The sequence below is a fragment of the Mammaliicoccus sciuri genome (assembly GCF_025561425.1).
Lineage (GTDB): Bacteria > Bacillota > Bacilli > Staphylococcales > Staphylococcaceae > Mammaliicoccus > Mammaliicoccus sciuri_A.
This window is the reverse complement of sequence record NZ_CP094824.1, coordinates 909459-934645: the sequence shown is the minus strand read 5'-3', so window position 1 is coordinate 934645 and position 25187 is coordinate 909459. Positions and strand designations below refer to the sequence as shown.

The following is a 25187-nucleotide window of genomic DNA, read 5'->3' as shown; positions in this document are numbered from 1 at the left end:
AAGTAGTAGAATTTAAGGAGAGGATTATTATGTCAGACCATATTCAAATATTTGATACAACACTAAGAGATGGAGAACAAACACCAGGCGTCAGTTTTTCATTTGATGAACGCCTCAAAATTGCTAAACAACTAGAAAAATGGGGAGTCGATGTAATAGAAGCTGGCTTCCCCGCTTCTAGTGAAGGTAGTTTTAAATCAGTAGAAAGTATTGCTAAAGCATTAACAACAACTGCAGTTTGCGGATTAGCTAGATGTAAAAAGTCAGATATCGATGCTGTACATGAATCAACAAAAGAAGCACAACATAGACACATTCATGTTTTCTTAGCAACTAGCCCTATCCACTTGGAATATAAATTGAAAATGACTGAAGAACAAGTCTTAGCATCTATTACTGAAAATGTAACTTATGCAAAAACATTATTTGAAAAAGTTCAATTTTCACCTGAAGATGCTACAAGAACACCTTTACCATTTTTAATTAAAGCAGTGCAAACAGCAGTTGATGCTGGTGCAGATATTATCAATATTCCAGATACGGTTGGTTATTCTTATCCTACAGAATATGGTCAAATCTTTAAGACACTTATTGAAACAATTAAAAGTGATCATGAAGTGATATATAGTTCTCATTGTCACGATGATTTAGGTCTTGCTGTAGCAAATGCCCTATCTGCTTTTGAAAATGGTGCACGAAGAGTTGAAGGTGCAATTAATGGTATCGGTGAACGTGCTGGTAATACTGCTCTTGAAGAAATTGCACTTGCACTACACGTTAGACAAGATCATTACAACCTATCTACTAATATCAATCTAGCTGAAACTAAAAACACAAGTGACATGGTAAGTAGATATTCAGGTCTTCGAGTCCCTAGAAACAAAGCGATCGTTGGTCAAAATGCCTTCAGTCATGAATCTGGTATTCATCAAGATGGTATTTTGAAAAACCCAGAAACTTATGAAATTATGACACCTCAACTTGTCGGTGTTGTTAAAAATTCATTACCACTTGGTAAACTATCTGGTAAACACGCATTTAGTGAAAAGTTAGTTGAACTTGGATATAATCTCTCACCAGATGAACAAGTGGAAGTATTTAAACAATTCAAATCAGTCGCAGATAAGAAAAAACAAGTAACTGATCGAGATATACACGCTATCCTTCAGGGTAGTGAACATGAAGAAAATGCATACTATAAAGTAAATGCACTTCAACTTCAATTTGTATCGAATGGCTTACAAAGCGCTGTTGTCGTTATTGAAGATAAAGAAGGAAATACTTATAAAGACTCATCTATAGGTTCAGGTTCAATTACATCAATTTATAATGCAATTGATAGAATTTTTGATTACACACCTGAATTACAACAATATCGAATTGAATCTATTACAGAAGGTACGGATGCTCAAGCTGAAGTACACGTTCAAGTAGAATTTGAAGACGAAGTATATACAGGTATCGGTATTGACTACGATATCCTATATGCTTCTTGTAAGGCATATGTTGAAGCACATGCTAAACACAGTGAAAACAAATTGAAAGAAGGCGTAAAGTCATGACATACAAAATCACTGCCCTACCCGGTGATGGAATCGGTCCAGAAATTTTAGAAGGTAGTATTGAAATACTAGAATTATTATCAAAGAAATTTAATTTTGATTATGAAATAGACACTAAAGATTTTGGAGGTATCGCCATCGATAAACATGGCGAGCCTTTACCTCCAGAAACTTTAAATGCTTGTCAAAATAGTGATGCAATATTATTAGGAGCCGTTGGTGGTCCTAAATGGACTGATCCAAAAAATAGACCAGAACACGGACTATTAGGTATAAGAAAAGCATTGAAATTATTTGCTAACATTAGACCAACAATTGTTACTGAATCAACTGCACATTTATCACCATTAAAAGAAGAACTCGTCAAAGGTACTGATTTTATTATTGTACGTGAATTAACAGGTGGCTTGTATTTTGGAGAACCAAAATATTTTGATGATGAAAAAGCAATTGACACACTTGCATATACTAAAGAAGAAATTACAAGAATCGCACACGTTGCATTTCAGCTAGCTACTAAACGAAATAAAATCGTTACATCAGTAGATAAAGAAAATGTACTAAGCTCTTCAAAACTTTGGAGACAAACATTAGAACAAGTTTCTAAAGAATATCCAGATGTCACACTTAATCATCTCTTAGTAGACGCATGTAGCATGCATTTAATTACAAATCCTAAACAGTTTGATGTTATTGTAACTGAAAATTTATTTGGAGATATTCTAAGTGATGAAGCTTCAGTTATTCCAGGATCACTTGGCCTTTCACCTTCTGCAAGTTTTGGTGAGAATGGACCAAGTTTATACGAACCAATACATGGTTCTGCACCTGATATAGCTGGTCAAAATAAAGCAAACCCAAGTGGTATGTTACTATCATTAGCAATGTGTATTAGAGAAAGTTTACATCAACCTGAATGCGCTCAGTATTTAGAAGATATCGTATTTAGCACAATCAAGAAAGGTATTGCAACTAAAGATTTAGGTGGAAATAACAGTACATCTGAAGTCTTCGAAGCAATCAAAAATAATATTTAGAAGGAGGAAAACGACATGTCTCAAACATTATTTGATAAAGTATGGAATCGACATATAATAGCTGGTAAAGAAGGTGAACCCCAATTATTATACATCGACTTACACCTTATTCATGAAGTTACATCTCCTCAAGCATTCGAAGGCTTAAGATTACAAAATAGGAAAGTAAGACGTCCCGATCGAACGTTTGGAACATTGGATCATAATGTACCTACAGTTGATATATTCAATATTAGAGATGAAATTGCTAATAAACAAATTAGTGCTTTGCAAAAAAACTGTGAAGCATTTGGTGTAAAGTTATTTGATATGGGTTCAGATGAACAAGGTATCGTGCATATGGTTGGCCCAGAAACAGGTTTAACACAACCAGGTAAAACTATCGTATGTGGAGATTCACATACTGCAACGCATGGTGCATTTGGAGCTATTGCATTTGGTATAGGTACAAGTGAAGTAGAACATGTTTTTGCAACTCAAACACTATGGCAAACTAAACCAAAGAACTTGAAAATTCAAGTTGATGGTACATTGCCAACTGGTGTTTATGCTAAAGATATTATCCTATACTTAATCAATCAACACGGAGTTGATTTTGGTACTGGTTACGCTTTAGAATTCGCTGGTGAAGCTATTTCTAATATGACAATGGATGAGCGAATGACAATTTGTAATATGGCAATCGAAGCTGGTGCTAAATATGGCATGATGAAGCCAGATGAAACAACTTTTGAATATGTAAGAGGACGTAAATATCAACCAGAGAACTTTGAAGCAGCTATTGAAGATTGGAAGACTTTGTATTCAGATGAAGATGCTACTTACGATAAAGTAATTACTGTAGACGTAAGTGATCTTGAACCACAAGTCACTTGGGGTACAAGTCCTGAAATGGGTGTTAGTTTTAATACACCATTCCCAGAAATTAAGGATTTAAATGATGAAAGAGCCTATAATTACATGGGCCTTCAACCAGGTCAAACTGCTAAAGATATTCCTCTAGGTTATGTTTTCCTTGGTTCTTGTACAAATGCAAGACTTTCAGATCTTATTGAAGCAAGTAAAATTGTAGATGGTCATAAAGTCCATCAAGATATTACAGCAATAGTCGTTCCTGGATCTAGAAGTGTTAAACTTCAAGCAGAAGCGCTTGGTCTAGATAAAATTTTCAAAGAATCAGGATTTGATTGGCGTGAACCTGGATGTTCAATGTGTCTAGGAATGAACCCTGACCAAGTTCCTAACGGTGTTCACTGTGCTTCAACAAGTAACCGTAACTTTGAAGGTCGTCAAGGTAAAGGCGCAAGAACGCATCTTGTATCTCCTGCAATGGCAGCAGCAGCAGCTATTAACGGAAGATTTGTAGATACTAGAAAGGTGGTCATTTAAATGGAACCAATTAATACTTTTAATGGTAAAACAGTTCCCCTACTCAATGATAATATTGATACGGATCGAATCATTCCAAAAGCTTTTTTGAAAAGAATTTCTAAAACTGGTTTTGGCCCCTTCTTATTTGACGAATGGCGTTATTTAGAAGATGGATCTGATAATCCAGATTTCAACTTAAATAAACCAGAATACAAAGGTGCAAGTATACTCATTTCAGGTGATAATTTTGGTTGTGGCTCATCAAGAGAACACGCAGCTTGGGCATTAAAAGACTTTGGATTCTTAATCATCATAGCAGGTAGTTTTAGTGATATATTTTATATGAACTGTACTAAAAATGGTATGTTACCTATTGTAATTGAAAATAAAGAAGACAGAGAAGCAATAGCGCAACATAGTGAAATAACGATTGATTTACCTAACCAACTTATTATTACACCTGAAGCAAAATATCATTTTGATATAGATGCTACATGGAAGAATAAATTGGTTAACGGTTTAGATGATATTGCTATTACATTAACTTATGAAGAACAGATCAACCAATATGAAAAACTGCACAACTAATTGGGAGTGGTAGAATGACCTTAAAAACACGTTTAAGTGCTGAAGATATAGAAGAAGCATTTTTAAAATTAAAAGATACAGTAAAACAAACACCTTTAGAAAAAGATATGTATTTATCACAGAAGTTTGACTGTAATGTATATTTAAAAAGAGAAGATTTGCAATGGGTACGTTCCTTTAAATTAAGAGGTGCGTACTATGCAATTAATCAGTTAACAGACGAAGAACGAGCAAATGGCGTTAGTTGTGCGAGCGCAGGTAATCATGCACAAGGTATCGCATTCACGGCTAAACAACTCGAAATCAAAGCTGTTATATTTATGCCAGTAACAACACCAGCTCAAAAAATTAATCAAGTTAAATTTTTCGGTGGTGAATTTGTACAAATAGAATTAATTGGCGATACTTTTGATGATTGCTTAAAACATGCGTTAGATTATACTGAACAATTTGGATTAAGCTTTATTGATCCATTCGATAATATTAATACAATTGCTGGTCAAGGTACGATCGCTAAAGAAATAGTAGACTATGCAGAAGAAGAAGATATCAAATTTGATTATTGCTTCGCTGCAATTGGTGGCGGTGGCTTAATTTCTGGAGTAGGCACTTATCTTAAAGATACAATACCTACTACACAAGTCATTGGTGTAGAACCACTTGGAGCAAGTAGTATGGCTCAATCTGTTAAAGCTAATAAAATTGTTACATTAACGGATATCGATAAATTTGTAGATGGTGCTTCAGTAGGAAAAGTTGGACAATTAACATTCGAAATTTCAAAAAATGTTGTTGATGATTTTGTGGCTGTAGATGAAGGTGAAGTATGTAGTACAATCCTAGATATGTACTCTAAACAAGCTATTATTGCAGAACCAGCTGGCGCATTAAGCGTCACTGCACTTAATCATTATAAAAATGAAATTAAAGGTAAAAATGTTATTTGTATTGTTAGTGGTGGTAACAATGATATTAACCGAATGAAAGAAATTGAGGAACGCTCACTTTTATTTGAAGATATGAAACATTACTTTATTGTTAACTTCCCACAAAGACCAGGAGCATTAAGAGAATTTGTTAACGAAGTACTTGGACCAAATGATGATATAACAAAATTTGAATACTTAAAAAAATCGAGCCAAAATACAGGTTCAGTTATTATAGGTATTCAACTAAAAGATCATAACGATTTAGACCAACTTTATAAGAACGTTAGCGAATTTGATCCTAAATACATCTATATTAATAAGAATAAAATGCTTTATTCATTGCTAATATAAGTACGTACCCCAATTAAAACATCTCATTTCTCTGTTTATTACAGAAAGAAATGAGATGTTTTTTTGATATAAACCCTGTTATATCATTATTTATTATGTGCTGTATACATGCCCTTTATCTTCTACTTTATTTCAACTAAATTTAATCATAAAAAAGAGACCTAACAGGTCTCGAGTGCGGCTCATCGCACCCATTTATAAATATTTGCCCGGCAACGTCCTACTCTCGCGGAACGTAAGCCCAACTACCATCGGCGCTAAAGAGCTTAACTTCTGTGTTCGGCATGGGAACAGGTGTGACCTCTTTGCTATCGTCACCAGACAAATAGTAATAACTTATGATGAATGTATTGTACATTCAAAACTAGATAGTAAGTAGATTTTACGGCTAAAACCGATTTAAATTTGATTAAGTCTTCGATCGATTAGTATTCGTCAGCTACACACATTACTGCGCTTACACCCCGAACCTATTAACCTCATCATCTTTGAGGGATCTTATAACCGAAGTTGGGAAATCTCATCTTGAGGGGGGCTTCATGCTTAGATGCTTTCAGCACTTATCCCGTCCATACATAGCTACCCAGCTATGCCGCTGGCGCGACAACTGGTACACCAGAGGTATGTCCATCCCGGTCCTCTCGTACTAAGGACAGCTCCTCTCAAATTTCCTACGCCCACGACGGATAGGGACCGAACTGTCTCACGACGTTCTGAACCCAGCTCGCGTACCGCTTTAATGGGCGAACAGCCCAACCCTTGGGACCGACTACAGCCCCAGGATGCGATGAGCCGACATCGAGGTGCCAAACCTCCCCGTCGATGTGAACTCTTGGGGGAGATAAGCCTGTTATCCCCGGGGTAGCTTTTATCCGTTGAGCGATGGCCCTTCCATGCGGAACCACCGGATCACTAAGTCCGTCTTTCGACCCTGCTCGACTTGTAGGTCTCGCAGTCAAGCTCCCTTGTGCCTTTACACTCTGCGAATGATTTCCAACCATTCTGAGGGAACCTTTGAGCGCCTCCGTTACTCTTTAGGAGGCGACCGCCCCAGTCAAACTGCCCGCCTGACACTGTCTCCCACCATGATCAAATGGTGCGGGTTAGAAAGTCAACACAGCCAGGGTAGTATCCCACCAGCGCCTCCACGTAAGCTAGCGCTCACGTTTCAAAGGCTCCTACCTATCCTGTACAAGCTGTGCCAAATTTCAATATCAGGCTACAGTAAAGCTCCACGGGGTCTTTCCGTCCTGTCGCGGGTAACCTGCATCTTCACAGGTACTATGATTTCACCGAGTCTCTCGTTGAGACAGTGCCCAAATCGTTACGCCTTTCGTGCGGGTCGGAACTTACCCGACAAGGAATTTCGCTACCTTAGGACCGTTATAGTTACGGCCGCCGTTTACTGGGGCTTCGATTCGTAGCTTCGCAGAAGCTAACCACTCCTCTTAACCTTCCAGCACCGGGCAGGCGTCAGCCCCTATACATCACCTTACGGTTTAGCAGAGACCTGTGTTTTTGATAAACAGTCGCTTGGGCCTATTCACTGCGGCTCTTCAAGGCTTGCACCCTAAAAAGCACCCCTTCTCCCGAAGTTACGGGGTCATTTTGCCGAGTTCCTTAACGAGAGTTCGCTCGCTCACCTTAGAATTCTCATCTTGACTACCTGTGTCGGTTTGCGGTACGGGCACCTATTTTCTAACTAGAGGCTTTTCTTGGCAGTGTGAAATCAACGACTCGTCGGATATATAATCCAACTCCCCATCACAACTCAACCTTACGAGTGCCGGATTTGCCTAACACTCAGTCTTATTGCTTGGACGTGCACTCCAACAGCACGCTTCGCCTATCCTACTGCGTCCCCCCATCGTTCAAACAATCATAGGTGGTACAGGAATATCTACCTGTTATCCATCGCCTACGCCTATCGGCCTCGGCTTAGGTCCCGACTAACCCAGAGCGGACGAGCCTTCCTCTGGAAACCTTAGTCAATCGGTGGATGGGATTCTCACCCATCTTTCGCTACTCACACCGGCATTCTCACTTCTAAACATTCCACATGTCCTTACGATCATGCTTCGACACGTTTAGAACGCTCTCCTACCACTATCCTTACGGATAATCCACAGCTTCGGTAATATGTTTAGCCCCGGTACATTTTCGGCGCAGTGTCACTCGACTAGTGAGCTATTACGCACTCTTTAAATGATGGCTGCTTCTAAGCCAACATCCTAGTTGTCTGGGCAACACCACATCCTTTTCCACTTAACATATATTTTGGGACCTTAGCTGGTGGTCTGGGCTGTTTCCCTTTCGACTACGGACCTTATCACCCATAGTCTGACTCCCAAGTTAAATTATTTGGCATTCGGAGTTTGTCTGAATTCGGTAACCCGAGAGGGGCCCCTCGTCCAAACAGTGCTCTACCTCCAATAATCATCACTTGAGGCTAACCCTAAAGCTATTTCGGAGAGAACCAGCTATCTCCAAGTTCGATTGGAATTTCTCCGCTACCCACACCTCATCCGCTCACTTTTCAACGTAAGTCGGTTCGATCCTCCATTCAGTGTTACCTGAACTTCAACCTGGACATGGGTAGATCACTTGGTTTCGGGTCTACGACCAGATACTCATTCGCCCTATTCAGACTCGCTTTCGCTACGGCTCCACATTTACTGCTTAACCTTGCATCAAATCGTAACTCGCCGGTTCATTCTACAAAAGGCACGCCATCACCCATTAACGGGCTCTGACTATTTGTAAGCACACGGTTTCAGGTTCTATTTCACTCCCCTTCCGGGGTGCTTTTCACCTTTCCCTCACGGTACTGGTTCACTATCGGTCACTAGAGAGTATTTAGCCTTGGGAGATGGTCCTCCCAGATTCCGACGGAATTTCACGTGTTCCGCCGTACTCAGGATCCACTCAGGAGAGAAATGACTTTCGACTACAGGACCTTTACCTTCTATGGTTGGCTTTTCCAAAACCATTCGTCTAATCATTTCCTTTGTAACTCCGTATAGAGTGTCCTACAACCCCAATAGGCAAGCCTATTGGTTTGGGCTCTTCCCGTTTCGCTCGCCGCTACTCAGGGAATCGAGTATTCTTTCTCTTCCTCCGGGTACTAAGATGTTTCAGTTCTCCGGGTGTGCCTTCTCGCATACTATGTATTCATATGCGGATAACATGACATAACTCATGCTGGGTTTCCCCATTCGGAAATCTCTGGATCAAAGCGTACTTACAGCTCCCCAAAGCATATCGTCGTTAGTAACGTCCTTCTTCGGCTTCTAGTGCCAAGGCATTCACCGTGCGCCCTTAATAACTTAATCTATATTTTCTTATACATAATGTTTAAGAAAATAACTGTTATTAATCTGTGATGTCGTCTATAAAGACGACGCGCGATTATTAAGCTTGTTGAATTTCGTTAAAAATTCACTCGGTTTTTTGCTTGGTAAAATCTATTTTACTTACTTATCTAGTTTTCAATGTGCAATGTTGAATGTTATAAACATTCAAAACTGAATACAATATGTCTTCGTTATTCCATGACCTAATGGTCATTCCGTAATATCCTTAGAAAGGAGGTGATCCAGCCGCACCTTCCGATACGGCTACCTTGTTACGACTTCACCCCAATCATTTGTCCCACCTTCGACGGCTAGCTCCTAAAAGGTTACTCCACCGGCTTCGGGTGTTACAAACTCTCGTGGTGTGACGGGCGGTGTGTACAAGACCCGGGAACGTATTCACCGTAGCATGCTGATCTACGATTACTAGCGATTCCAGCTTCATGTAGTCGAGTTGCAGACTACAATCCGAACTGAGAATAATTTTATGGGATTTGCTTGGCCTCGCGGATTCGCTGCCCTTTGTATTATCCATTGTAGCACGTGTGTAGCCCAAATCATAAGGGGCATGATGATTTGACGTCATCCCCACCTTCCTCCGGTTTGTCACCGGCAGTCAACCTAGAGTGCCCAACTTAATGATGGCAACTAAGCTTAAGGGTTGCGCTCGTTGCGGGACTTAACCCAACATCTCACGACACGAGCTGACGACAACCATGCACCACCTGTCACTTTGTCCCCCGAAGGGGAAGACTCTATCTCTAGAGCGGTCAAAGGATGTCAAGATTTGGTAAGGTTCTTCGCGTTGCTTCGAATTAAACCACATGCTCCACCGCTTGTGCGGGTCCCCGTCAATTCCTTTGAGTTTCAACCTTGCGGTCGTACTCCCCAGGCGGAGTGCTTAATGCGTTAGCTGCAGCACTAAGGGGCGGAAACCCCCTAATACTTAGCACTCATCGTTTACGGCGTGGACTACCAGGGTATCTAATCCTGTTTGATCCCCACGCTTTCGCACATCAGCGTCAGTTACAGACCAGAGAGCCGCCTTCGCCACTGGTGTTCCTCCATATCTCTGCGCATTTCACCGCTACACATGGAATTCCACTTTCCTCTTCTGCACTCAAGTTTCCCAGTTTCCAATGACCCTCCACGGTTGAGCCGTGGGCTTTCACATCAGACTTAAGAAACCGCCTACGCGCGCTTTACGCCCAATAATTCCGGATAACGCTTGCCACCTACGTATTACCGCGGCTGCTGGCACGTAGTTAGCCGTGGCTTTCTGGTTAGGTACCGTCAAGACTTGTTCAGTTACTAACAAATTTGTTCTTCCCTAACAACAGAGTTTTACGATCCGAAGACCTTCATCACTCACGCGGCGTTGCTCCGTCAGGCTTTCGCCCATTGCGGAAGATTCCCTACTGCTGCCTCCCGTAGGAGTCTGGACCGTGTCTCAGTTCCAGTGTGGCCGATCACCCTCTCAGGTCGGCTACGTATCGTCGCCTTGGTAAGCCGTTACCTTACCAACTAGCTAATACGGCGCGGGTCCATCTATAAGTGACAGCCGAAACCGTCTTTTACTATTGAACCATGCGGTTCAAAATATTATCCGGTATTAGCCCCGGTTTCCCGGAGTTATCCCAGTCTTATAGGTAGGTTACCCACGTGTTACTCACCCGTCCGCCGCTAACATCAGAGAAGCAAGCTTCTCTGATGTTCGCTCGACTTGCATGTATTAGGCACGCCGCCAGCGTTCATCCTGAGCCAGGATCAAACTCTCCATAAAAGAAGTAAGCTTGATAAGCTCATTTTTGATTGGTTAAGCCAATCACTCTGAAGTACTTTCAGTACTCAATTATTGGAATTAACGTTGACATATTGTCATTCAGTTTTCAATGTTCATTATAAAATAATTTGGAGCGGGTGATCGGAATCGAACCGACAACATCAGCTTGGAAGGCTGAGGTTTTACCACTAAACTACACCCGCTTAGCTATATTAAAATTGATGAATGGTGCGGCCGAGAGGACTTGAACCTCCACGGGATTTCTCCCACTAGGCCCTCAACCTAGCGCGTCTGCCATTCCGCCACGACCGCGCATGGTTTGCAGTACTCAATCAATTTATTATTTAAGTGACTGTCATTAAGTATATTACATTAAGTTTACAAAGTCAATACAAACGTTTAACTTTTTAATGTAATTTTACATTGAATAACTCGTCTTATTATTTGTTACGTTTCGTTCAAGCAACATTAACTATAATACGCCGGATCTTTTATTTCGTCAATGGTTTTTTATTAAAATTTTAAATAAAAAGTACTACACTCGCATATTTTTAGTGTAGTACTTTCCCAATTATTCTTTATGTTATATTTTTTAACTTTCCACCACATCGTCCACATCTGTATTTACGTGTATTAACACGTTTAATACGTTTGAATTCTGTTTTACATTGCCCACATTGATATAAATAGTTAGCACGTTCTTCATAACTTTGAACGGCTTTACAAAATCGTGGTGCACCTACTTCGTTACTTAAATCTTTAAATGCTTTGTCTTTATGCTGGTATCCTTTACCTTCAATATGTAAATGATAATGACAAAGTTCATGTTTAATAATATCTATAAGTGCTTCAACACCAAAATGTTCATATTGTTTCGGATTAATTTCTATATCATGACTTTTTAATAGATACCTTCCTCCAGTTGTTCTTAACCTTTTGTTAAATACTGCATTGTGTTTAAAAGGCTTATTAAAATATTCCATTGATATATTAGACACAAGTTCTTGAAGTGCCTTATTGTCCATTAGGGTCTATCATAGTTAATGATACTTTTTGTTTATCTTGGTTTACATCTAATACCCAAACATCAACTATATCTCCTACACTTACAATATTCATAGGATGCTTAACATATCCTTTAGATAATTTAGATATATGGACAAGACCATCTTGTTTGACACCTATATCTACAAACGCACCAAAGTCGATAACATTTCGTACTGTTCCACTTAAATCCATATTTGGTTTCAAGTCTTCCATAGAAAGAACATCTGATTTTAAAATTGGTGTTTCGAATTCATCTCGTGGGTCTCTTAAAGGTGCTATTAAAGAAGCAATGATATCTTCTAGCGTTGGTATACCTATATTTAATGTTTTACTTGTATCTTGTATATCTAATTTATTTAGTTTTTCTTTTAATACATCTGAACCAATATCTTCTTTTTGTAAACCAACATATTGAATCAACGCATAAGCCGCTTCATAACTTTCAGGGTGAATAGCGGTTTTATCAAGTGGTTCGCTTCCATCTATTATTCTTAAAAATCCAATACTTTGTTCAAATGTTTTATTACCTAATCTTGGAACTTTAGCTATTTCTGAATGATGTGTAATAACACCTTTTTCTTCTCTGAATTTAATAATGTTATTTGCAACTGTATTGCTAAGACCAGATACATAACTTAGTAACGATGGAGATGCAGTGTTCACATCAACACCTACTTGGTTAACGGCAGTTTCCACGACAAATTTTAAAGTTTCACTTAGTGCCTTTTGATTTACATCATGTTGATATTGACCAACACCGATTGATTTAGGATCTATTTTAACAAGTTCGCTTAATGGATCTTGTACACGTCTACCTATAGATACAGCACTTCTCTCTTCAACTTTAAAATCAGGAAATTCTTCTCTAGCTATATCTGAAGCTGAATAAACCGAAGCACCAGCTTCGTTGACGATCACAAATTGGCAAGGTAAATCATGCTTTTTAATCATTTCAGCAACAAATTGTTCTGATTCTCTACTTGCTGTTCCGTTACCAATCGCAACTAATTCAATATTATGTTTCTTGATCATATCTACAAATATCTTTTCCGCTTGATCAGTTTTAGATACTGGAGGATGAGGATATATCACATTTTTATCAACAAACGAACCATATTCATTAATAACAGCCAACTTACAACCCGTTCTGTATGCTGGATCTAGTCCTAGAATTTTTTTACCTTTTAATGGTGCTTGCAATAAAAGGTTTTTTAAATTCTCAGAGAAGATTTCAATTGCATGTTCTTCAGCTTTTTGTGTTAACTCACTTCTAATCTCTCTTTCAATAGAAGGTAAGATTAATCTTTTCAAGCTATCTTGAATAGCTTCTTTAATGACTTCAATATGTTTATGTTCTTTTTTCACAAATTGAGTTGTTAAATAACTTTCTAATGAAGCAGTATCTATTTCGAATCCTACTTTCAATATACCTTCTGATTCTCCACGGTTAATAGCCAGAACTCTATGAGGTACTATTTTCTTAATTGGTTCTTCATATGTATAGTACATTTCAAAGATATTTTTCTCATCTTCAGCTTTCTTTTTCTTCTCAGTCACTAATTTACCTTGTCTTTCAACACTGTTTAAAATATATTTACGGTATTTAGGCTCATCTGAAATCATTTCAGCTATAATATCTTGTGCACCTCTAATGGCAGCTTCATGAGATGTAACTTCTTCAGAAATATATTTTGAAGCTTCTTCTACTAAATCAATATTAGAAGTACCTTCAAGTATCCATTTAGCTAAAGGTTCTAAACCTTTACGTTTTGCTTCTGTAGCTCTTGTTTTTTTCTTTTTCTTAAATGGTCGATATAAATCTTCTATTCTTTGTAATTTTGTTTGTTTTAAAATATCATTTTTTAAATCATCTGTTAATAAACCTTGTTCATCAATTAATCTGATGACTTCTTCTTTTCTATTATGCAAGTTAAGTGCATATGTATATTCATTTTCAATTTGTTTAATTTCAACTTCATCAAGACCACCAGTTAATTCTTTTCTATATCTTGCTATAAAAGGCACGGTATTCTTATCTTCTAGTAATTCTAGTACAGTTTTAATTTGTTTTTCTGTAAAAGGATGATTTTTCTTTATGATTTCTATTAGTTCTTGATTCATAATTGCCTCCTAAAAATAGTTATATTTTATTTTAACATAAATAGAATATAACCATTTTTGATTTTGAAATAAGAAGGGAGCGGGACAGAAATCTGATTTGTATAAAAAAATTTCGTAGTCCCGCCCCGGCAAGGATGACTAGAGTTGAAAAAAAGCTTGTTACAAGCGCATTTCGGGTTCAGTCAGCTACTGCCAAGATACTAAAACATACTAAGATTAGTAGCGAAGTAATCTACGACGGTAGATGAACTTCGCTACTTTTTTCATATTCTTTTTCATACCGTTGGTACTTATTTTAAGAATATGAAATAGTAGAAGAGAGAAGTACTCCGAATAGATTTTAGGGTCAAAGAATCCGTAATAAAAACTGGAGAACTTCACTCTCCTTATGAATTCGATTTTAGTATGTTGGGTCCCTTGAGATCGTGTACAGGAAAATGAACTAAGTAAGGCTAAGTGAAGTTAAAGCTTCTTAAATTTAATAACTTAGGAGTGATTTTTATCGAATATTTTGGTATAGATGTTGGAAAAGGAAAGAGTTTTATTGCACATTATTCAAACAATGAATTTGTTAAAGAATTTGAAATTACCCACGATAATAATGGTTTTGAGTCACTAAACAAATATATAAAGGATTTCGCAGGAGTATATTTTTTATTTGAAGCTACTGGTATATATTCAAAAGTGTTAGAGAAATTCTGTACAGTTAACAACATTTCATTTTGTGTAATTAACCCTCTTGAGGCAAAATTACTAACTAATTCTTTAAGAAATTGGAAAACAGATAAATCTGATGCACATAAACTTGCCGTTTTAGCTAAAAATATAAATAAAAAACCTTCTAGAAATTTAATGGAAGAAAAATACGTAAAACTGAGAGAACTGACAAGATACTATGAAGAAATTAACAATCAACAAAATTACTTAAAAAACCAATTGATTCAGTTACTAGATATGACTTTTCCAGAATTACAAAACCTATTTAAGGATAGATATTCAAAATTGGCTTTACAAGTAGCTAGTAAGTTCCCACATCCTGACTTTGTTGATTCTAATGAAATTGAAGAACTAAAAAATACAATTAATAGTTGTACAGAAAAAAATCTATCAGAGAAAAAGAAAGCACAATATGCAAAAAAACTCGTAGAGTTCTCTATGGTCAGTTATCCTTCTGTTTCTAAAGATTCATTTTTAACAGATAAATTAATTTATGTGATTGAAGATTTATTAAATCTAATGAAACGGCATGCTTCTATAAAACAAAGGTTATTAGTGTTAGCTGAGGAATTCGAAGAATTTAAAATAATTAAATCTATTCCTGGCATTGGTGATTTAACAGCCATAATGATTATTGGCGAATTAGGTGACATCAAATCCTTTGATTCTCATAAACAATTGAATGCATATGTAGGCATTGATATAAAAAGATATCAGTCTGGTAAAACGCATTTTAAAGATAAAATAAACAAACGTGGAAACAAACATGCTAGATCATTATTTTACTTAATCATTAAAAATTTCCTGTTGGGTCAAAGGTTATTTAAAAATCATATTATCGACTATTATTACAAATTAAAAAAGCAGCCTAATGGCAAAGGCCACAAGACTGCTTCAATAGCTTGCGTTAACAAGCTACTTAAAACCATTCATTATCTAGTTATAAATAATAAAGAATATGATTATCACTTGTCTCCACACTGATAATCTATTCAAATAAATCATAACATATTGAAAAAATTATTAAATAATAAAGGCTTATTTAGTGATGCCAATTTTAAATATTTTTTACTACGTAGTAGTTGACAAATCGTAGGAAAAAGACTGAGACATTACATTATGTCCCAGCCTCCTTCAAATATATTATTTATTTCATTGCAGCTTCTTTTAATTTCTTTATTGCTGTTCTTTGAAGTCTTGAAACATGCATTTGACTGAGACCTATTTTTTCTCCGGTCTCTTTTTGACTTAAGCCCGAAATAAAGGTGTATTGAATTATTTCTCTTTCTCTATCCGTTAAAATAGGCAGAATTTTTTCTAATATCATTCTTTTTTCAGTTAAATCATAACCTTCTTCTGATTCTCCCATAATATCCAACAACGTAACGGTCGATCCGTCTTTATCCGCTTCGATAGAATAGTCAACACTTAAGGCATTATAACTTTGACCCATTTCCATTGCTTCTAGGACATCTTCTTCTGTCACTTCTAGTCTATTTGCAATTTCAATAATTTTAGGTGACCTTCCCAATTCATTGGTCAATTCTTCATTTGCCTTTTTTATTTTAGGACCAATCTCTTTAATACGTCTAGGTACATGTACACTCCAAGTTTTATCTCTTAAATATCTCTTTATCTCACCAATTACAGTTGGAATTAAAAATGCTTCAAACTTTCTTTCAAATGAAACATCGAATCTTTTTATAGCACCTAATAAACCAACCATACCAACTTGAACAAGATCTTCATGATGTGCTTGGCCTTTGGAATATTTATATGCTAAAGATTCTACTAATTTTTGATAATGTAATACTAGCTTTTCTTGAGCTTCACTATTATCATTTTCTTGGTAATCTGCTATCCAAGCATTAATGTCTTCTGGAGAAACTTCATTATAAACTTTGGACTCTTCCGTCATGTGTTTGCACCTGCTCTTTAGATAAATACTTTGTCATACTTATTGTAACACCAGCATCTTTTTGGACACTTACTTCATCCATTAATGACTCAATAAGAAATAGTCCTAATCCACCTTGTCTCAAGAAATTGATATTATCACTTTCTTGGTATGGTCCAAGCACTTTTTTAGCTTCTTCATAATTAAAGCTTTTACCTGAATCTGATACAATGATTTCTATTTTATCTTCAAATACAAGGTAACCTATTAATATTTCACCTTCAACTTTATCACTATATGCGTGTTTCACTGCATTTGTTACCGCTTCTGACACTGCAATTTTTGAATCTTCAATATCTTCATATGAAGCACCAGCTCTATTAAACACGCCAGATAATGTTAATCTGACAAGTCCAACATATTCTGGAGCTGCAGGGAATCTCATCTCTATATAATCATAGTTAGATGTCATCTCATTATACCTCCGTTCCTTTGTTGACATGCATTAATTCTTTAAGACCCGTAATATCAAATAATCTCTCAATTCTATCAGATACACCAAGCACATATAGTGATTTATCATGTTCATTGAGTGATTTTAATGTGCCAACAAACAAACCTAAACCAGTAGAATCCATATAACTTACGTTCTCCAAATTAACATGTATATCATGTGTTCCTTTTTGTCTAATCGGTTGTAATACGTCTTGAAGTTGAGGCGCAGTGTACACATCCAATTCTCCGCCAACTTTAATTTCATAGTAATTTTCATGTTCAGTAGTTTCAATGTTAAGATTCATTCCTTGTTACACCCCTAAATGTATTAGACTTTCATCATTTATTTTTACCCGTTTTTAAAATGTTTAATCTTATTTAACACATCTTAAATATTTTTAACTTACACCTATTTAACTCTTTTAACAATTAATATCGTTAAATCATCTCTTTTATTTGGATTCTGTAGTTTAACTAGTTCTTCATATAAGATTTGAACAATGTCTTGCGGATGCAGTTGTTTGTACTCATCAATCATACTTAATAAATCTGTCGTTTTGATAAATTCATTTTGCTGATTGCGCAGTTCTGTTACACCGTCAGTAAACACGATAATCATATCTTGTAATTCTATTTTTATTTCACTCTGCTTATAACGTGTATGTTTATTAACTCCAAGTACAATGCCTCGTTCAGACATTTCTTCAAATTCTCCAGTCTGACTTCTATATATGTACCCTGGTTCGTGACCTGCAGAACTATAATAAAGCATATTATTTATTTCTTCATATAGACCATAAAACATTGTTACAAACATATTTTGATTAACGTTCTTTTCTACAACTCGATTCAAACGTTTCAAACCGTCACTTGGTAATTGAGAATGACCGTATGAATCCATGCCAAATTTAATCATACTCATCGCTAATGCTGCCGGTATACCTTTACCGATAACATCTGCTACTGCAAAACTCATTGTGCCATCATTATGATCAATTAAATTAAAATAATCTCCGCTTACTTTTTCTGCTGGAACAGAAATTGCCCCAATTTGAATACTATCAAATTGAGGGACTTGAGGCTTTAGCATCGTTTGTTGCAAACTAGACGCAACTTCCATTTCTTTATCATGAATTTTAATCTTATTTAATAACTTCTTATAATCACGGTATGTAAAGCCATAGCCAATCATGACTTCTAAAAGAACATCAAATGAACGAATGATTTGTTCTTTAGTCAGTTCTTGTTCCTGTTCCATAATATTTACATGTAATTGTACTATCTCCTCTGGTGAAACATTATCTTCAATGGCCTCAGTTGAAAATGTTTGGCAAGATGATAAAATTTCGTCATCATTTGTTTGAACATAATCAAGTAATAATTGAAGATACTGTTGTTTCTTTTGTTCTGACACGAAGTCACCTCGTTTCAAATATACTAAAAAAGCTTTAGGTTAATCCTAAAGCGGAAGACGTTTTAAAGTAATATTGATTCTTTTAAAACAATTTCATTATGTATTACCTAATGTATCAAATTTTTGTTGCAAAGTTAGATTGAGGCTGATGGCAATAGCAGTATCAACCTCTTTCATCTTTGCATCAGATAAATATGTTAATTTTTCTTTCAAGCGTTTTTTATCAATAGTTCTGATTTGTTCAAGCAAAATTACGGAATCTCTGTCTAATTTATATTTCGCTGCCTCAATTTCTACATGAGTGGGAATTTTGGCTTTATTTATCTTACCAGTAATTGCTGCAACAATCACAGTCGGGCTATATCGATTACCTGTATCATTCTGGATAATTACGACTGGTCTTGTTCCCCCTTGTTCAGAACCTGTAACTGGTGAAAGATCTGCGAGATATACATCTCCTCTTCTCATTTATTCACCTTGCTGAGAGGCTAAATGCGATTCATTTGAATCACAAGCTTCACATTCACTATAGTATGCTTCAGATGCAAGGGAGAGATTTAAATCGGCCATTGAACGGTAGCCTTCTTTCAGTGTTTGTTCTAAACTTTGTGTACGATTTTGCGTTAAAGATGTCATAACAAATACCTCCTGATAAAATAAATGTAAATTTTGTTGATTAAGTTATTAATATCATAACAAATGTAACTCTATTTGACTATGCTATTTTAATAATTCGTTCGTAATTTCAATATTTTCACCATCATGATAGATACGTGGTAATCTCTTTTTCAAGTTGCAAAGTACTTCATAATTAATGGTATCTTGTGCTTCAGCAATCTTTTCTGCTGATTGTTCTGAATCAACATCATTATCCATGAGAATGACTTTATCACCTGTTTGAACATCATCTGGTACTTTAATCATCGTTTGATCCATACATACTCTACCTATGACGGGACAATTCACACCATTTACATTCACAAGTGTATCTTGCATCTTTCTTAAGTAACCATCTGCATAACCTATTGGTAATGTGGCCACTTTAATACGTTCACCAGCAGTAAATGTTGCACCATAACTCACTGTTTCGCCTGGTTCTAAATATTTTGTTTGAACGACTTCTGTTATTAATTGTGCAGAAGGCTTTAATTTTAAATTAGAAATTTCTTGAATATATTTTGATGGATAATATCCATATAATGAAATACCAAATCTAACAGCTGTACAAATAGAAGCATCATATCTTAAGGCACCTGCTGAATTTTGAGCATGTATATATTCAGGTGTTTGAGAAGACTCTACAAATTCTTCAAATAATTCATATTGCTTTTTAGAGAAATCATTTGGTTCGTCTGCAGAAGCAAAGTGCGTATACACACCTTCAAATATAAGGCGTTCATGCTGTTCTATTTTATGAACGACATGTTGGTAAGTTTCAATATCTTTTAATCCAATTCTACCCATGCCTGTATCTATTTTTACGTGCATCCATAAAGGTTTATCAGAATCATCATCTATTGATTCTATTGCATCATCTAACCATTGTTCTGATGGAACGGTTAATGCAACTCTATGTTGAACAGCTTTATTAATATCTTTAGTATTAATAACGCCGAGAACTAATATTTTGGCTTTAATACCATGCATTCTTAATTCAATTGCTTCATCTAATGTCGCAACTGCAAAGAAGTCTACACCTTCATTCATTAAGTAAGTCGCAATTGGTACACTTCCTAATCCGTACCCATTTGCCTTAACGACTGCCATAATCTTCTTATTTGGATGAAGTCTTCCTACTGCTTGATAATTTTCTAGTATTGCCTTTAAATCGACGTTGATATAAGTTGGCCTATAATATTTTTCGGACAACAGCAAGGCACCTCCTCTTATAATATTTGTATTTTATCATATAGAAATCAATCTTGCTTAATATTTTCTATAATCACAATGGCTTCTGCATAATGTTTTGTGTGTGTAATGGACGGATGAACACGATACCCTTCACATATAATTTCTGGTTTTCCATTTTCATCTGGTAAACAATTAATCGAATGAAAGCCGTATTTTTTACCAATACCAGTACCCATCGCTTTACTAAATGCTTCCTTCACAGCAAATCTACCAGCGATAAATTCGATTTTTCTCGATTCTAATTTAATTTTGCTAAAAATATTTATTTCATCTTTTGTTAAAATTTTATTAACCATTTCTGGTCGTTTCGTATACCAATCTTGTATACGTTCTATTTCGACTAAATCTATACCGACACCTTGAATCATCGTTAACACCTTCATTTTCACTGATTAAAATCATTTTTCAATTCTATTTTGTATCGTGTGTTTAATACGATTGGCTTTTTCTTTATTTAAATATTGAATCGTTCGATTCCCTCCAGCTGTAGACAATGTAATATTAGCCAGGTTAAACTTTCTCATTATGAATCCTTCATATAAATCAACATTTTGAATTCTACCCATAGGTATCGTTGTTTCTCTAATCATAAAAACACCTGATTTAATGTTTATTTCATCATCATTTATTTCATATCTGAAATTTCTATACATGTAATAAGGCTGGATGATTAAACCATATATAGCTATTACCAAGATGAGCACTACTGGAATAAGCAGAAACCATTTTGAAGCTGTCGTCCACCATAAATTAAAAATTACTGCCATGACGATTAATATAATGATGAGTATTGAAATTGTAATGAGCGATCCAATACGTTCAACGACCATTCCCTTTTTATCCATTCTATATCTAGGAAGCATCTACGTGACCTCCTTTATCTTTATACCATTTATAAACATTTAACGTATCTTGTTTATTAATAAATCTTAATCCTTTAGACAACACACCATTTCCATATGCTATTTGAATTGTGAAATGTGCAATATTTTTACGTTTAATAATTGGATTTTTATGTAATTCAAAAGTTAATATCTTATTTCTATTCGCCCAAATTGTTGTATATACAAACGGTGTTGCATTAAGTATGACGATTGAGTCGTCATAAATTTTATATCCAGATTTCAACGTAATGATACTTGCATAAAATAGCATAACCAAGAATATTACTAATCCGATCATCCAAGTATAAGACCATAAATATATTTGAATAGGTATCACAATTAACAATAAAATAATTGTCGGGATGAACACTCTTCTACGAATACCTTGTTTAGGTAAGCCTTTTTTAACGGAATGAAACTGAAATTGCGGAATAATATCTTCAAGTAATTGATATGCTTCTTTCTTCTTCATAAATGGCAAGATTGTAACAGTACCGACATCACTATCTTCTCCATTTTCAAAATGTCCATCTGAAGTAATTATCGCTGATATTTTAGTGTATCCGATCACTCTTCTGAATATAGATTCTTCTTCTTTTAATGCTTGTATTCTTCTAATTGGAACGGTACGCTTTTGAACAGTTAACAAACCATATTTAACCGTTAAAAGTTCCCCATCAAATGTTAATTGATATTTATAATTTTTAATAAATACAATAAGTGATCCAATGACATAACTCAATATAATAAATAATAGTGTGATTGATATGATAACAAATGTTAGATTAACAACTTGATTAATCAGTGGACTGATGTAATCCTCGATATCGATTATTTGCGTGAAAAATCCAAGTAATGAGCCAAGTGCCGCAAAAACAATCAAAATGCCACCACTTGTAAAACTCATCTTCAATAAATCTTTAGTAGATAATCTAAAGAACACGACTTCTTCTTTTTCATTAATGACATCATGTTGATCAGAATCAGACGACGTTCCATGTTCCTCGTTTAACTCATCTTCGCTTTGCTCTTTATTTTTAATAGCATATTTTCTTTCTTTTAAATATTTTGAAAGACTATCATTTTGTGACTTCGTAATCGTATCTAATTCAATACCATCACTCGGCGTTTTAATACTTAAACTCACACCACCTAACAACTGATGTACAATATTTTGAGAAGTATCAACAGACTGAATCCTTTCAATATTTAACTCTTTACGATTTTTTGAAAAGACACCCCAAGTCATAATCAATTGATCATTCTCAATCCAATAACGTGTATTGTAAATCTTAATTGCTTTAAAAATACTACTTATAAGTGAAAAAATTAAAAGAACAATTGGAAATGTAAGGTCCCAAAAATTATCAAGTCCGCGTGTTACAACAATAAACACAGCGATTATTAATGGAAATACATTTTCTTTTAAACTGGCTAAAAAGCCACTAACATAAGATATTGGATGTAATTTTTGAGGATCAAACATCATCAATCACCTCTTTAACCTTAGTCATGATATTTAATCTCGTTTGGTCAGCTATCTCTCGGTTGACCATTGGTAACACTTCTAAATTACCTGCTGTTACAACAACGACAAAGTAAATGTTAAACAATCTTGAAATCGGTCCGTGCTTTATCGTTACATATTGTATTCTGTCATATGGTTGTACAAATCGCTTTTGATAATAAAGCCCGCTTTGTACTTCAATATACCATTCTCCAATTTCAAAAGATGTTCTTTTAAGTCGTATGATCGGACTTATAAATCCTATCGCAATGATCAACAGCGCAATCGGTGTCACAATATAAATGAGAAATGTCCACCAATCATATTTATGCCATAAAAATACAAATATACTGTACAAAACTAAGATAACTATGACATTTATAATATGATTTACATACTCATATTTTATAGACTGTTTTGGCATTTTATGTTCGGGTATTGGTTTATACATATAATCTCCTCTATCGTTCAATTTACGTGTATTATATCATAAAAAAAGTGTGCGTAACCTTAGAGATTACACACACTTCTTGTTTAGTTTTTATTTTGAATGCTCAGCAAATGTTCTACCTGAGAATTGTTTTTTTGAACGTTGTTTGTTTGGTTTATTGTTTTTACCTTTGTTACGGTCAAATTGATTGTTTTTATCATTTCCGCGACGTTTGTTATTTTTACCATCAAATCTAGTTCTAGATTTACCACGTGAGTTACCACCACGGTTACCTTGTTTGCCTCTATGATTAGATTTTTTAGATAATGGTTTTTCAAATGTTAATTGAATTTCTGCATCGTTGTTAGAAGTGATTAACTCTTGTAATAATGCAGCAACTAATTTTTGGTCACCGTATTCTTTAATTAATGATTCAGCAATTTTTTCAATACGGCCTTCGATTGGACTTTCTACCCAACCTTTAACTTTATCTTTAACATCTGATTCTTTCGCTTTCATAACTTCACCAGGTGTTGGTGGACGTAAAGCGCTCATTTGACGTTTATTAGCTCTTTCGATTTGACGGATATAATCCATTTCGATTGGATTTACAAATGTAACGGCAACACCTTGTTTACCCGCTCTACCTGTACGACCAATACGGTGTGTATAACTTTCAGTATCTTGAGGGATATCAAAGTTATAAACGTGACTTACGCCAGAAATATCTAATCCACGAGCTGCAACATCTGTAGCTACTAAAATATCGATTTGATCATTTTTGAATTTTTTCAATACTTCTAAACGTTTAGCTTGTGTAATGTCACCGTGTAAACCTTCAGCACGGTATCCTTTAGTGATTAAAGCACTTGTTAATTCATCAACACGACGTTTCGTACGACCGAAGACAATTGCTAATTCAGGATTTTGAACATCTAATAAATTCGTAAATGTCTCGAATTTTTCTAATTCTTTAACGATTGTGTAGAATTCATCAATTTGTGGATCTGACAATTCGTTAGACATTGTTTTAACAATTTTTGGACTCTTCATGAATTTTTGAACCAATTCTTGAATAGCTTTTGGCATTGTTGCTGAGAATAGTAATGTTTGACGATTTTCAGATGGAAGTTTAGACATTATAAATCTCATATCATCTATAAAGCCCATGTTCATCATTTCATCTGCTTCATCTAAGATCAATGTAGAAATTGATTCTGTTTTTAATGTTCTTCTATTTAAGTGGTCAATCACACGTCCCGGTGTACCTACTACGATTTGTGGACCTTTTTTAAGTGATTTGATTTGTCTGTCTATTGGCATACCACCGAATACAGTTACGACACTTACGTTTTGTCCTTTACTAAAACTACGTAATTGCTCTGCCACTTGGTTTGCTAATTCACGTGTTGGTGCAAGAATCAATGCTTGTACACCTTGTTTATCTGCTACTTTATCAATTAATGGAATACCAAATGCACCAGTTTTTCCTGTTCCAGTTTGTGCTTGTCCTAGCACGTCCGTACCTTGTAATGTATGTGGAATACTTTCGATTTGTATTGGTGTTGGTTCAGTAAATCCCATTTTGTCCAAAGCATTTAAGGTAGCTTCAGAAATACCTAACTCTTTAAATTTTTGCAAAATAATTCTCCTTTTATATAGTTAATTCATCTCGTCTTTTTTATTCAACTTCTATATACTACCACCCTTTTACCAATAGCGCAATGCGATTAAATCGTCGTTTACATTTAATTTTCATAAACAAAAACATAAAAAAACTGCACTAAAAA

General features: G+C 35.5%; 20 protein-coding genes, 2 tRNA genes and 3 rRNA genes. 6 read left to right on the top strand and 19 right to left on the bottom strand.

Annotated elements, in window-relative coordinates; translation table 11 throughout:
• Positions 1-29 precede the first annotated feature (29 nt).
• From MUA60_RS04735 to ilvA, 5 genes are read left to right on the top strand one after another with little or no spacing between them, the layout of a single operon-like run.
• The gene (locus MUA60_RS04735; protein ID WP_262649989.1) at positions 30-1562 is read left to right on the top strand and encodes a 2-isopropylmalate synthase; all 1533 of its coding nucleotides are present in this window, start codon (positions 30-32) and stop codon (positions 1560-1562) included.
• Positions 1559-2599, top strand: a complete 1041-nt coding sequence (gene leuB, locus MUA60_RS04730; protein WP_204977272.1) for a 3-isopropylmalate dehydrogenase — start codon at positions 1559-1561, stop codon at positions 2597-2599. Before MUA60_RS04735 ends, leuB begins: the two co-directional genes overlap by 4 nt.
• 15 nt (positions 2600-2614) lie before the next feature.
• Positions 2615-3988: a 3-isopropylmalate dehydratase large subunit gene (gene leuC, locus MUA60_RS04725; protein ID WP_262649988.1), complete on the top strand. Its 1374-nt coding sequence runs from the start codon at positions 2615-2617 to the stop codon at positions 3986-3988.
• Positions 3989-4558, top strand: coding sequence for a 3-isopropylmalate dehydratase small subunit (leuD, locus tag MUA60_RS04720; protein WP_262649986.1), 570 nt, complete (start codon positions 3989-3991; stop codon positions 4556-4558).
• Between the two features lie 14 nt (positions 4559-4572).
• On the top strand, positions 4573-5838 hold the full coding sequence (ilvA, locus tag MUA60_RS04715; RefSeq protein WP_262649985.1) for a threonine ammonia-lyase IlvA: 1266 nt from the start codon (positions 4573-4575) through the stop codon (positions 5836-5838).
• A gap of 207 nt (positions 5839-6045) precedes the next feature.
• On the opposite strand, the gene rrf is transcribed toward ilvA, so the two are convergent.
• The 7 genes from rrf to MUA60_RS04680 all read right to left on the bottom strand — a co-directional run bounded on the left by rrf (position 6046) and on the right by MUA60_RS04680 (position 14142).
• Positions 6046-6160, bottom strand: a 5S ribosomal RNA gene (rrf, locus tag MUA60_RS04710).
• Positions 6161-6243: 83 nt separating this feature from the next.
• Positions 6244-9170: ribosomal RNA gene (locus MUA60_RS04705) — 23S ribosomal RNA — on the bottom strand.
• Between the two features lie 251 nt (positions 9171-9421).
• A 16S ribosomal RNA gene (locus MUA60_RS04700) occupies positions 9422-10974 on the bottom strand.
• Together the 16S, 23S and 5S rRNA genes with 2 tRNA genes alongside form the textbook arrangement of a ribosomal RNA operon.
• Before the next feature lie 129 nt (positions 10975-11103).
• Positions 11104-11177: transfer RNA gene (locus MUA60_RS04695), tRNA-Gly, on the bottom strand.
• Between the two features lie 23 nt (positions 11178-11200).
• Positions 11201-11286 (bottom strand) — tRNA-Leu (locus MUA60_RS04690).
• A 266-nt stretch (positions 11287-11552) separates the two neighbouring features.
• Complete coding sequence (locus MUA60_RS04685) at positions 11553-11999, bottom strand: SprT family protein (RefSeq protein ID WP_107576538.1); 447 nt, start codon at positions 11997-11999, stop codon at positions 11553-11555.
• Positions 11989-14142: a Tex family protein gene (locus MUA60_RS04680; RefSeq protein ID WP_262649984.1), complete on the bottom strand. Its 2154-nt coding sequence runs from the start codon at positions 14140-14142 to the stop codon at positions 11989-11991. Before MUA60_RS04680 ends, MUA60_RS04685 begins: the two co-directional genes overlap by 11 nt.
• Positions 14143-14598: 456 nt before the next feature.
• On the opposite strand from MUA60_RS04680, the gene MUA60_RS04675 reads away from it, so the two are divergent.
• Positions 14599-15843, top strand: a complete 1245-nt coding sequence (locus MUA60_RS04675) for an IS110 family RNA-guided transposase (RefSeq protein WP_262648674.1) — start codon at positions 14599-14601, stop codon at positions 15841-15843.
• A gap of 163 nt (positions 15844-16006) precedes the next feature.
• On the opposite strand, the gene sigB is transcribed toward MUA60_RS04675, so the two are convergent.
• The 12 genes from sigB to MUA60_RS04615 all read right to left on the bottom strand — a co-directional run bounded on the left by sigB (position 16007) and on the right by MUA60_RS04615 (position 25038).
• Positions 16007-16777 carry an RNA polymerase sigma factor SigB gene (sigB, locus tag MUA60_RS04670; RefSeq protein WP_262649982.1) on the bottom strand — a complete coding sequence of 257 codons (771 nt, stop codon included), beginning with the start codon at positions 16775-16777 and terminating at the stop codon, positions 16007-16009.
• A complete protein-coding gene (gene rsbW / locus MUA60_RS04665) occupies positions 16752-17228 on the bottom strand; it encodes an anti-sigma B factor RsbW (protein WP_025904514.1) in 477 nt (158 codons plus the stop codon). The genes sigB and rsbW overlap by 26 nt, the downstream gene beginning before the upstream one ends.
• A 4-nt stretch (positions 17229-17232) precedes the next feature.
• The gene (locus tag MUA60_RS04660) at positions 17233-17556 is read right to left on the bottom strand and encodes an anti-sigma factor antagonist (protein WP_025904513.1); all 324 of its coding nucleotides are present in this window, start codon (positions 17554-17556) and stop codon (positions 17233-17235) included.
• A gap of 104 nt (positions 17557-17660) precedes the next feature.
• Positions 17661-18665 (bottom strand): PP2C family protein-serine/threonine phosphatase, encoded by a 1005-nt coding sequence (locus MUA60_RS04655; protein WP_262649980.1) that lies wholly within the window; start codon positions 18663-18665, stop codon positions 17661-17663.
• A gap of 96 nt (positions 18666-18761) precedes the next feature.
• Positions 18762-19133 (bottom strand): type II toxin-antitoxin system PemK/MazF family toxin, encoded by a 372-nt coding sequence (locus MUA60_RS04650; protein ID WP_025904511.1) that lies wholly within the window; start codon positions 19131-19133, stop codon positions 18762-18764.
• Positions 19134-19301, bottom strand: coding sequence for a type II toxin-antitoxin system antitoxin MazE (mazE, locus tag MUA60_RS04645; protein WP_048540868.1), 168 nt, complete (start codon positions 19299-19301; stop codon positions 19134-19136).
• 84 nt (positions 19302-19385) lie between these two features.
• Positions 19386-20534 (bottom strand): alanine racemase, encoded by a 1149-nt coding sequence (alr, locus tag MUA60_RS04640; protein WP_262649978.1) that lies wholly within the window; start codon positions 20532-20534, stop codon positions 19386-19388.
• A gap of 47 nt (positions 20535-20581) precedes the next feature.
• Positions 20582-20944, bottom strand: a complete 363-nt coding sequence (gene acpS / locus MUA60_RS04635) for a holo-ACP synthase (protein WP_103361832.1) — start codon at positions 20942-20944, stop codon at positions 20582-20584.
• A gap of 30 nt (positions 20945-20974) precedes the next feature.
• Entirely contained in the window at positions 20975-21439 is a 465-nt protein-coding gene (locus tag MUA60_RS04630) for a PH domain-containing protein (protein ID WP_262649975.1), read from the bottom strand.
• On the bottom strand, positions 21429-22949 hold the full coding sequence (locus MUA60_RS04625; protein WP_262649973.1) for a PH domain-containing protein: 1521 nt from the start codon (positions 22947-22949) through the stop codon (positions 21429-21431). The genes MUA60_RS04630 and MUA60_RS04625 overlap by 11 nt, the downstream gene beginning before the upstream one ends.
• A complete protein-coding gene (locus MUA60_RS04620; protein WP_262649971.1) occupies positions 22939-23418 on the bottom strand; it encodes a PH domain-containing protein in 480 nt (159 codons plus the stop codon). The genes MUA60_RS04625 and MUA60_RS04620 overlap by 11 nt, the downstream gene beginning before the upstream one ends.
• Positions 23419-23508: 90 nt before the next feature.
• The gene (locus MUA60_RS04615; protein ID WP_262649970.1) at positions 23509-25038 is read right to left on the bottom strand and encodes a degradosome RNA helicase CshA; all 1530 of its coding nucleotides are present in this window, start codon (positions 25036-25038) and stop codon (positions 23509-23511) included.
• Positions 25039-25187 lie beyond the last annotated feature (149 nt).

What these genes read in the sequence shown, in the direction of transcription:
- MUA60_RS04735 (WP_262649989.1), top strand. Translation starts at nt 30, where the DNA reads ATGTCAGACCATATTCAAATATTTGATACAACACTAAGAGATGGAGAA.
- leuB (WP_204977272.1), top strand. Translation starts at nt 1,559, where the DNA reads ATGACATACAAAATCACTGCCCTACCCGGTGATGGAATCGGTCCAGAA.
- leuC (WP_262649988.1), top strand. Translation starts at nt 2,615, where the DNA reads ATGTCTCAAACATTATTTGATAAAGTATGGAATCGACATATAATAGCT.
- leuD (WP_262649986.1), top strand. Translation starts at nt 3,989, where the DNA reads ATGGAACCAATTAATACTTTTAATGGTAAAACAGTTCCCCTACTCAAT.
- ilvA (WP_262649985.1), top strand. Translation starts at nt 4,573, where the DNA reads ATGACCTTAAAAACACGTTTAAGTGCTGAAGATATAGAAGAAGCATTT.
- MUA60_RS04685 (WP_107576538.1), bottom strand. Translation starts at nt 11,999, where the DNA reads ATGGACAATAAGGCACTTCAAGAACTTGTGTCTAATATATCAATGGAA.
- MUA60_RS04680 (WP_262649984.1), bottom strand. Translation starts at nt 14,142, where the DNA reads ATGAATCAAGAACTAATAGAAATCATAAAGAAAAATCATCCTTTTACA.
- sigB (WP_262649982.1), bottom strand. Translation starts at nt 16,777, where the DNA reads ATGACGGAAGAGTCCAAAGTTTATAATGAAGTTTCTCCAGAAGACATT.
- rsbW (WP_025904514.1), bottom strand. Translation starts at nt 17,228, where the DNA reads ATGACATCTAACTATGATTATATAGAGATGAGATTCCCTGCAGCTCCA.
- MUA60_RS04660 (WP_025904513.1), bottom strand. Translation starts at nt 17,556, where the DNA reads ATGAATCTTAACATTGAAACTACTGAACATGAAAATTACTATGAAATT.
- MUA60_RS04650 (WP_025904511.1), bottom strand. Translation starts at nt 19,133, where the DNA reads ATGAGAAGAGGAGATGTATATCTCGCAGATCTTTCACCAGTTACAGGT.
- mazE (WP_048540868.1), bottom strand. Translation starts at nt 19,301, where the DNA reads ATGACATCTTTAACGCAAAATCGTACACAAAGTTTAGAACAAACACTG.
- acpS (WP_103361832.1), bottom strand. Translation starts at nt 20,944, where the DNA reads ATGATTCAAGGTGTCGGTATAGATTTAGTCGAAATAGAACGTATACAA.
- MUA60_RS04630 (WP_262649975.1), bottom strand. Translation starts at nt 21,439, where the DNA reads ATGCTTCCTAGATATAGAATGGATAAAAAGGGAATGGTCGTTGAACGT.
- MUA60_RS04625 (WP_262649973.1), bottom strand. Translation starts at nt 22,949, where the DNA reads ATGATGTTTGATCCTCAAAAATTACATCCAATATCTTATGTTAGTGGC.
- MUA60_RS04620 (WP_262649971.1), bottom strand. Translation starts at nt 23,418, where the DNA reads ATGTATAAACCAATACCCGAACATAAAATGCCAAAACAGTCTATAAAA.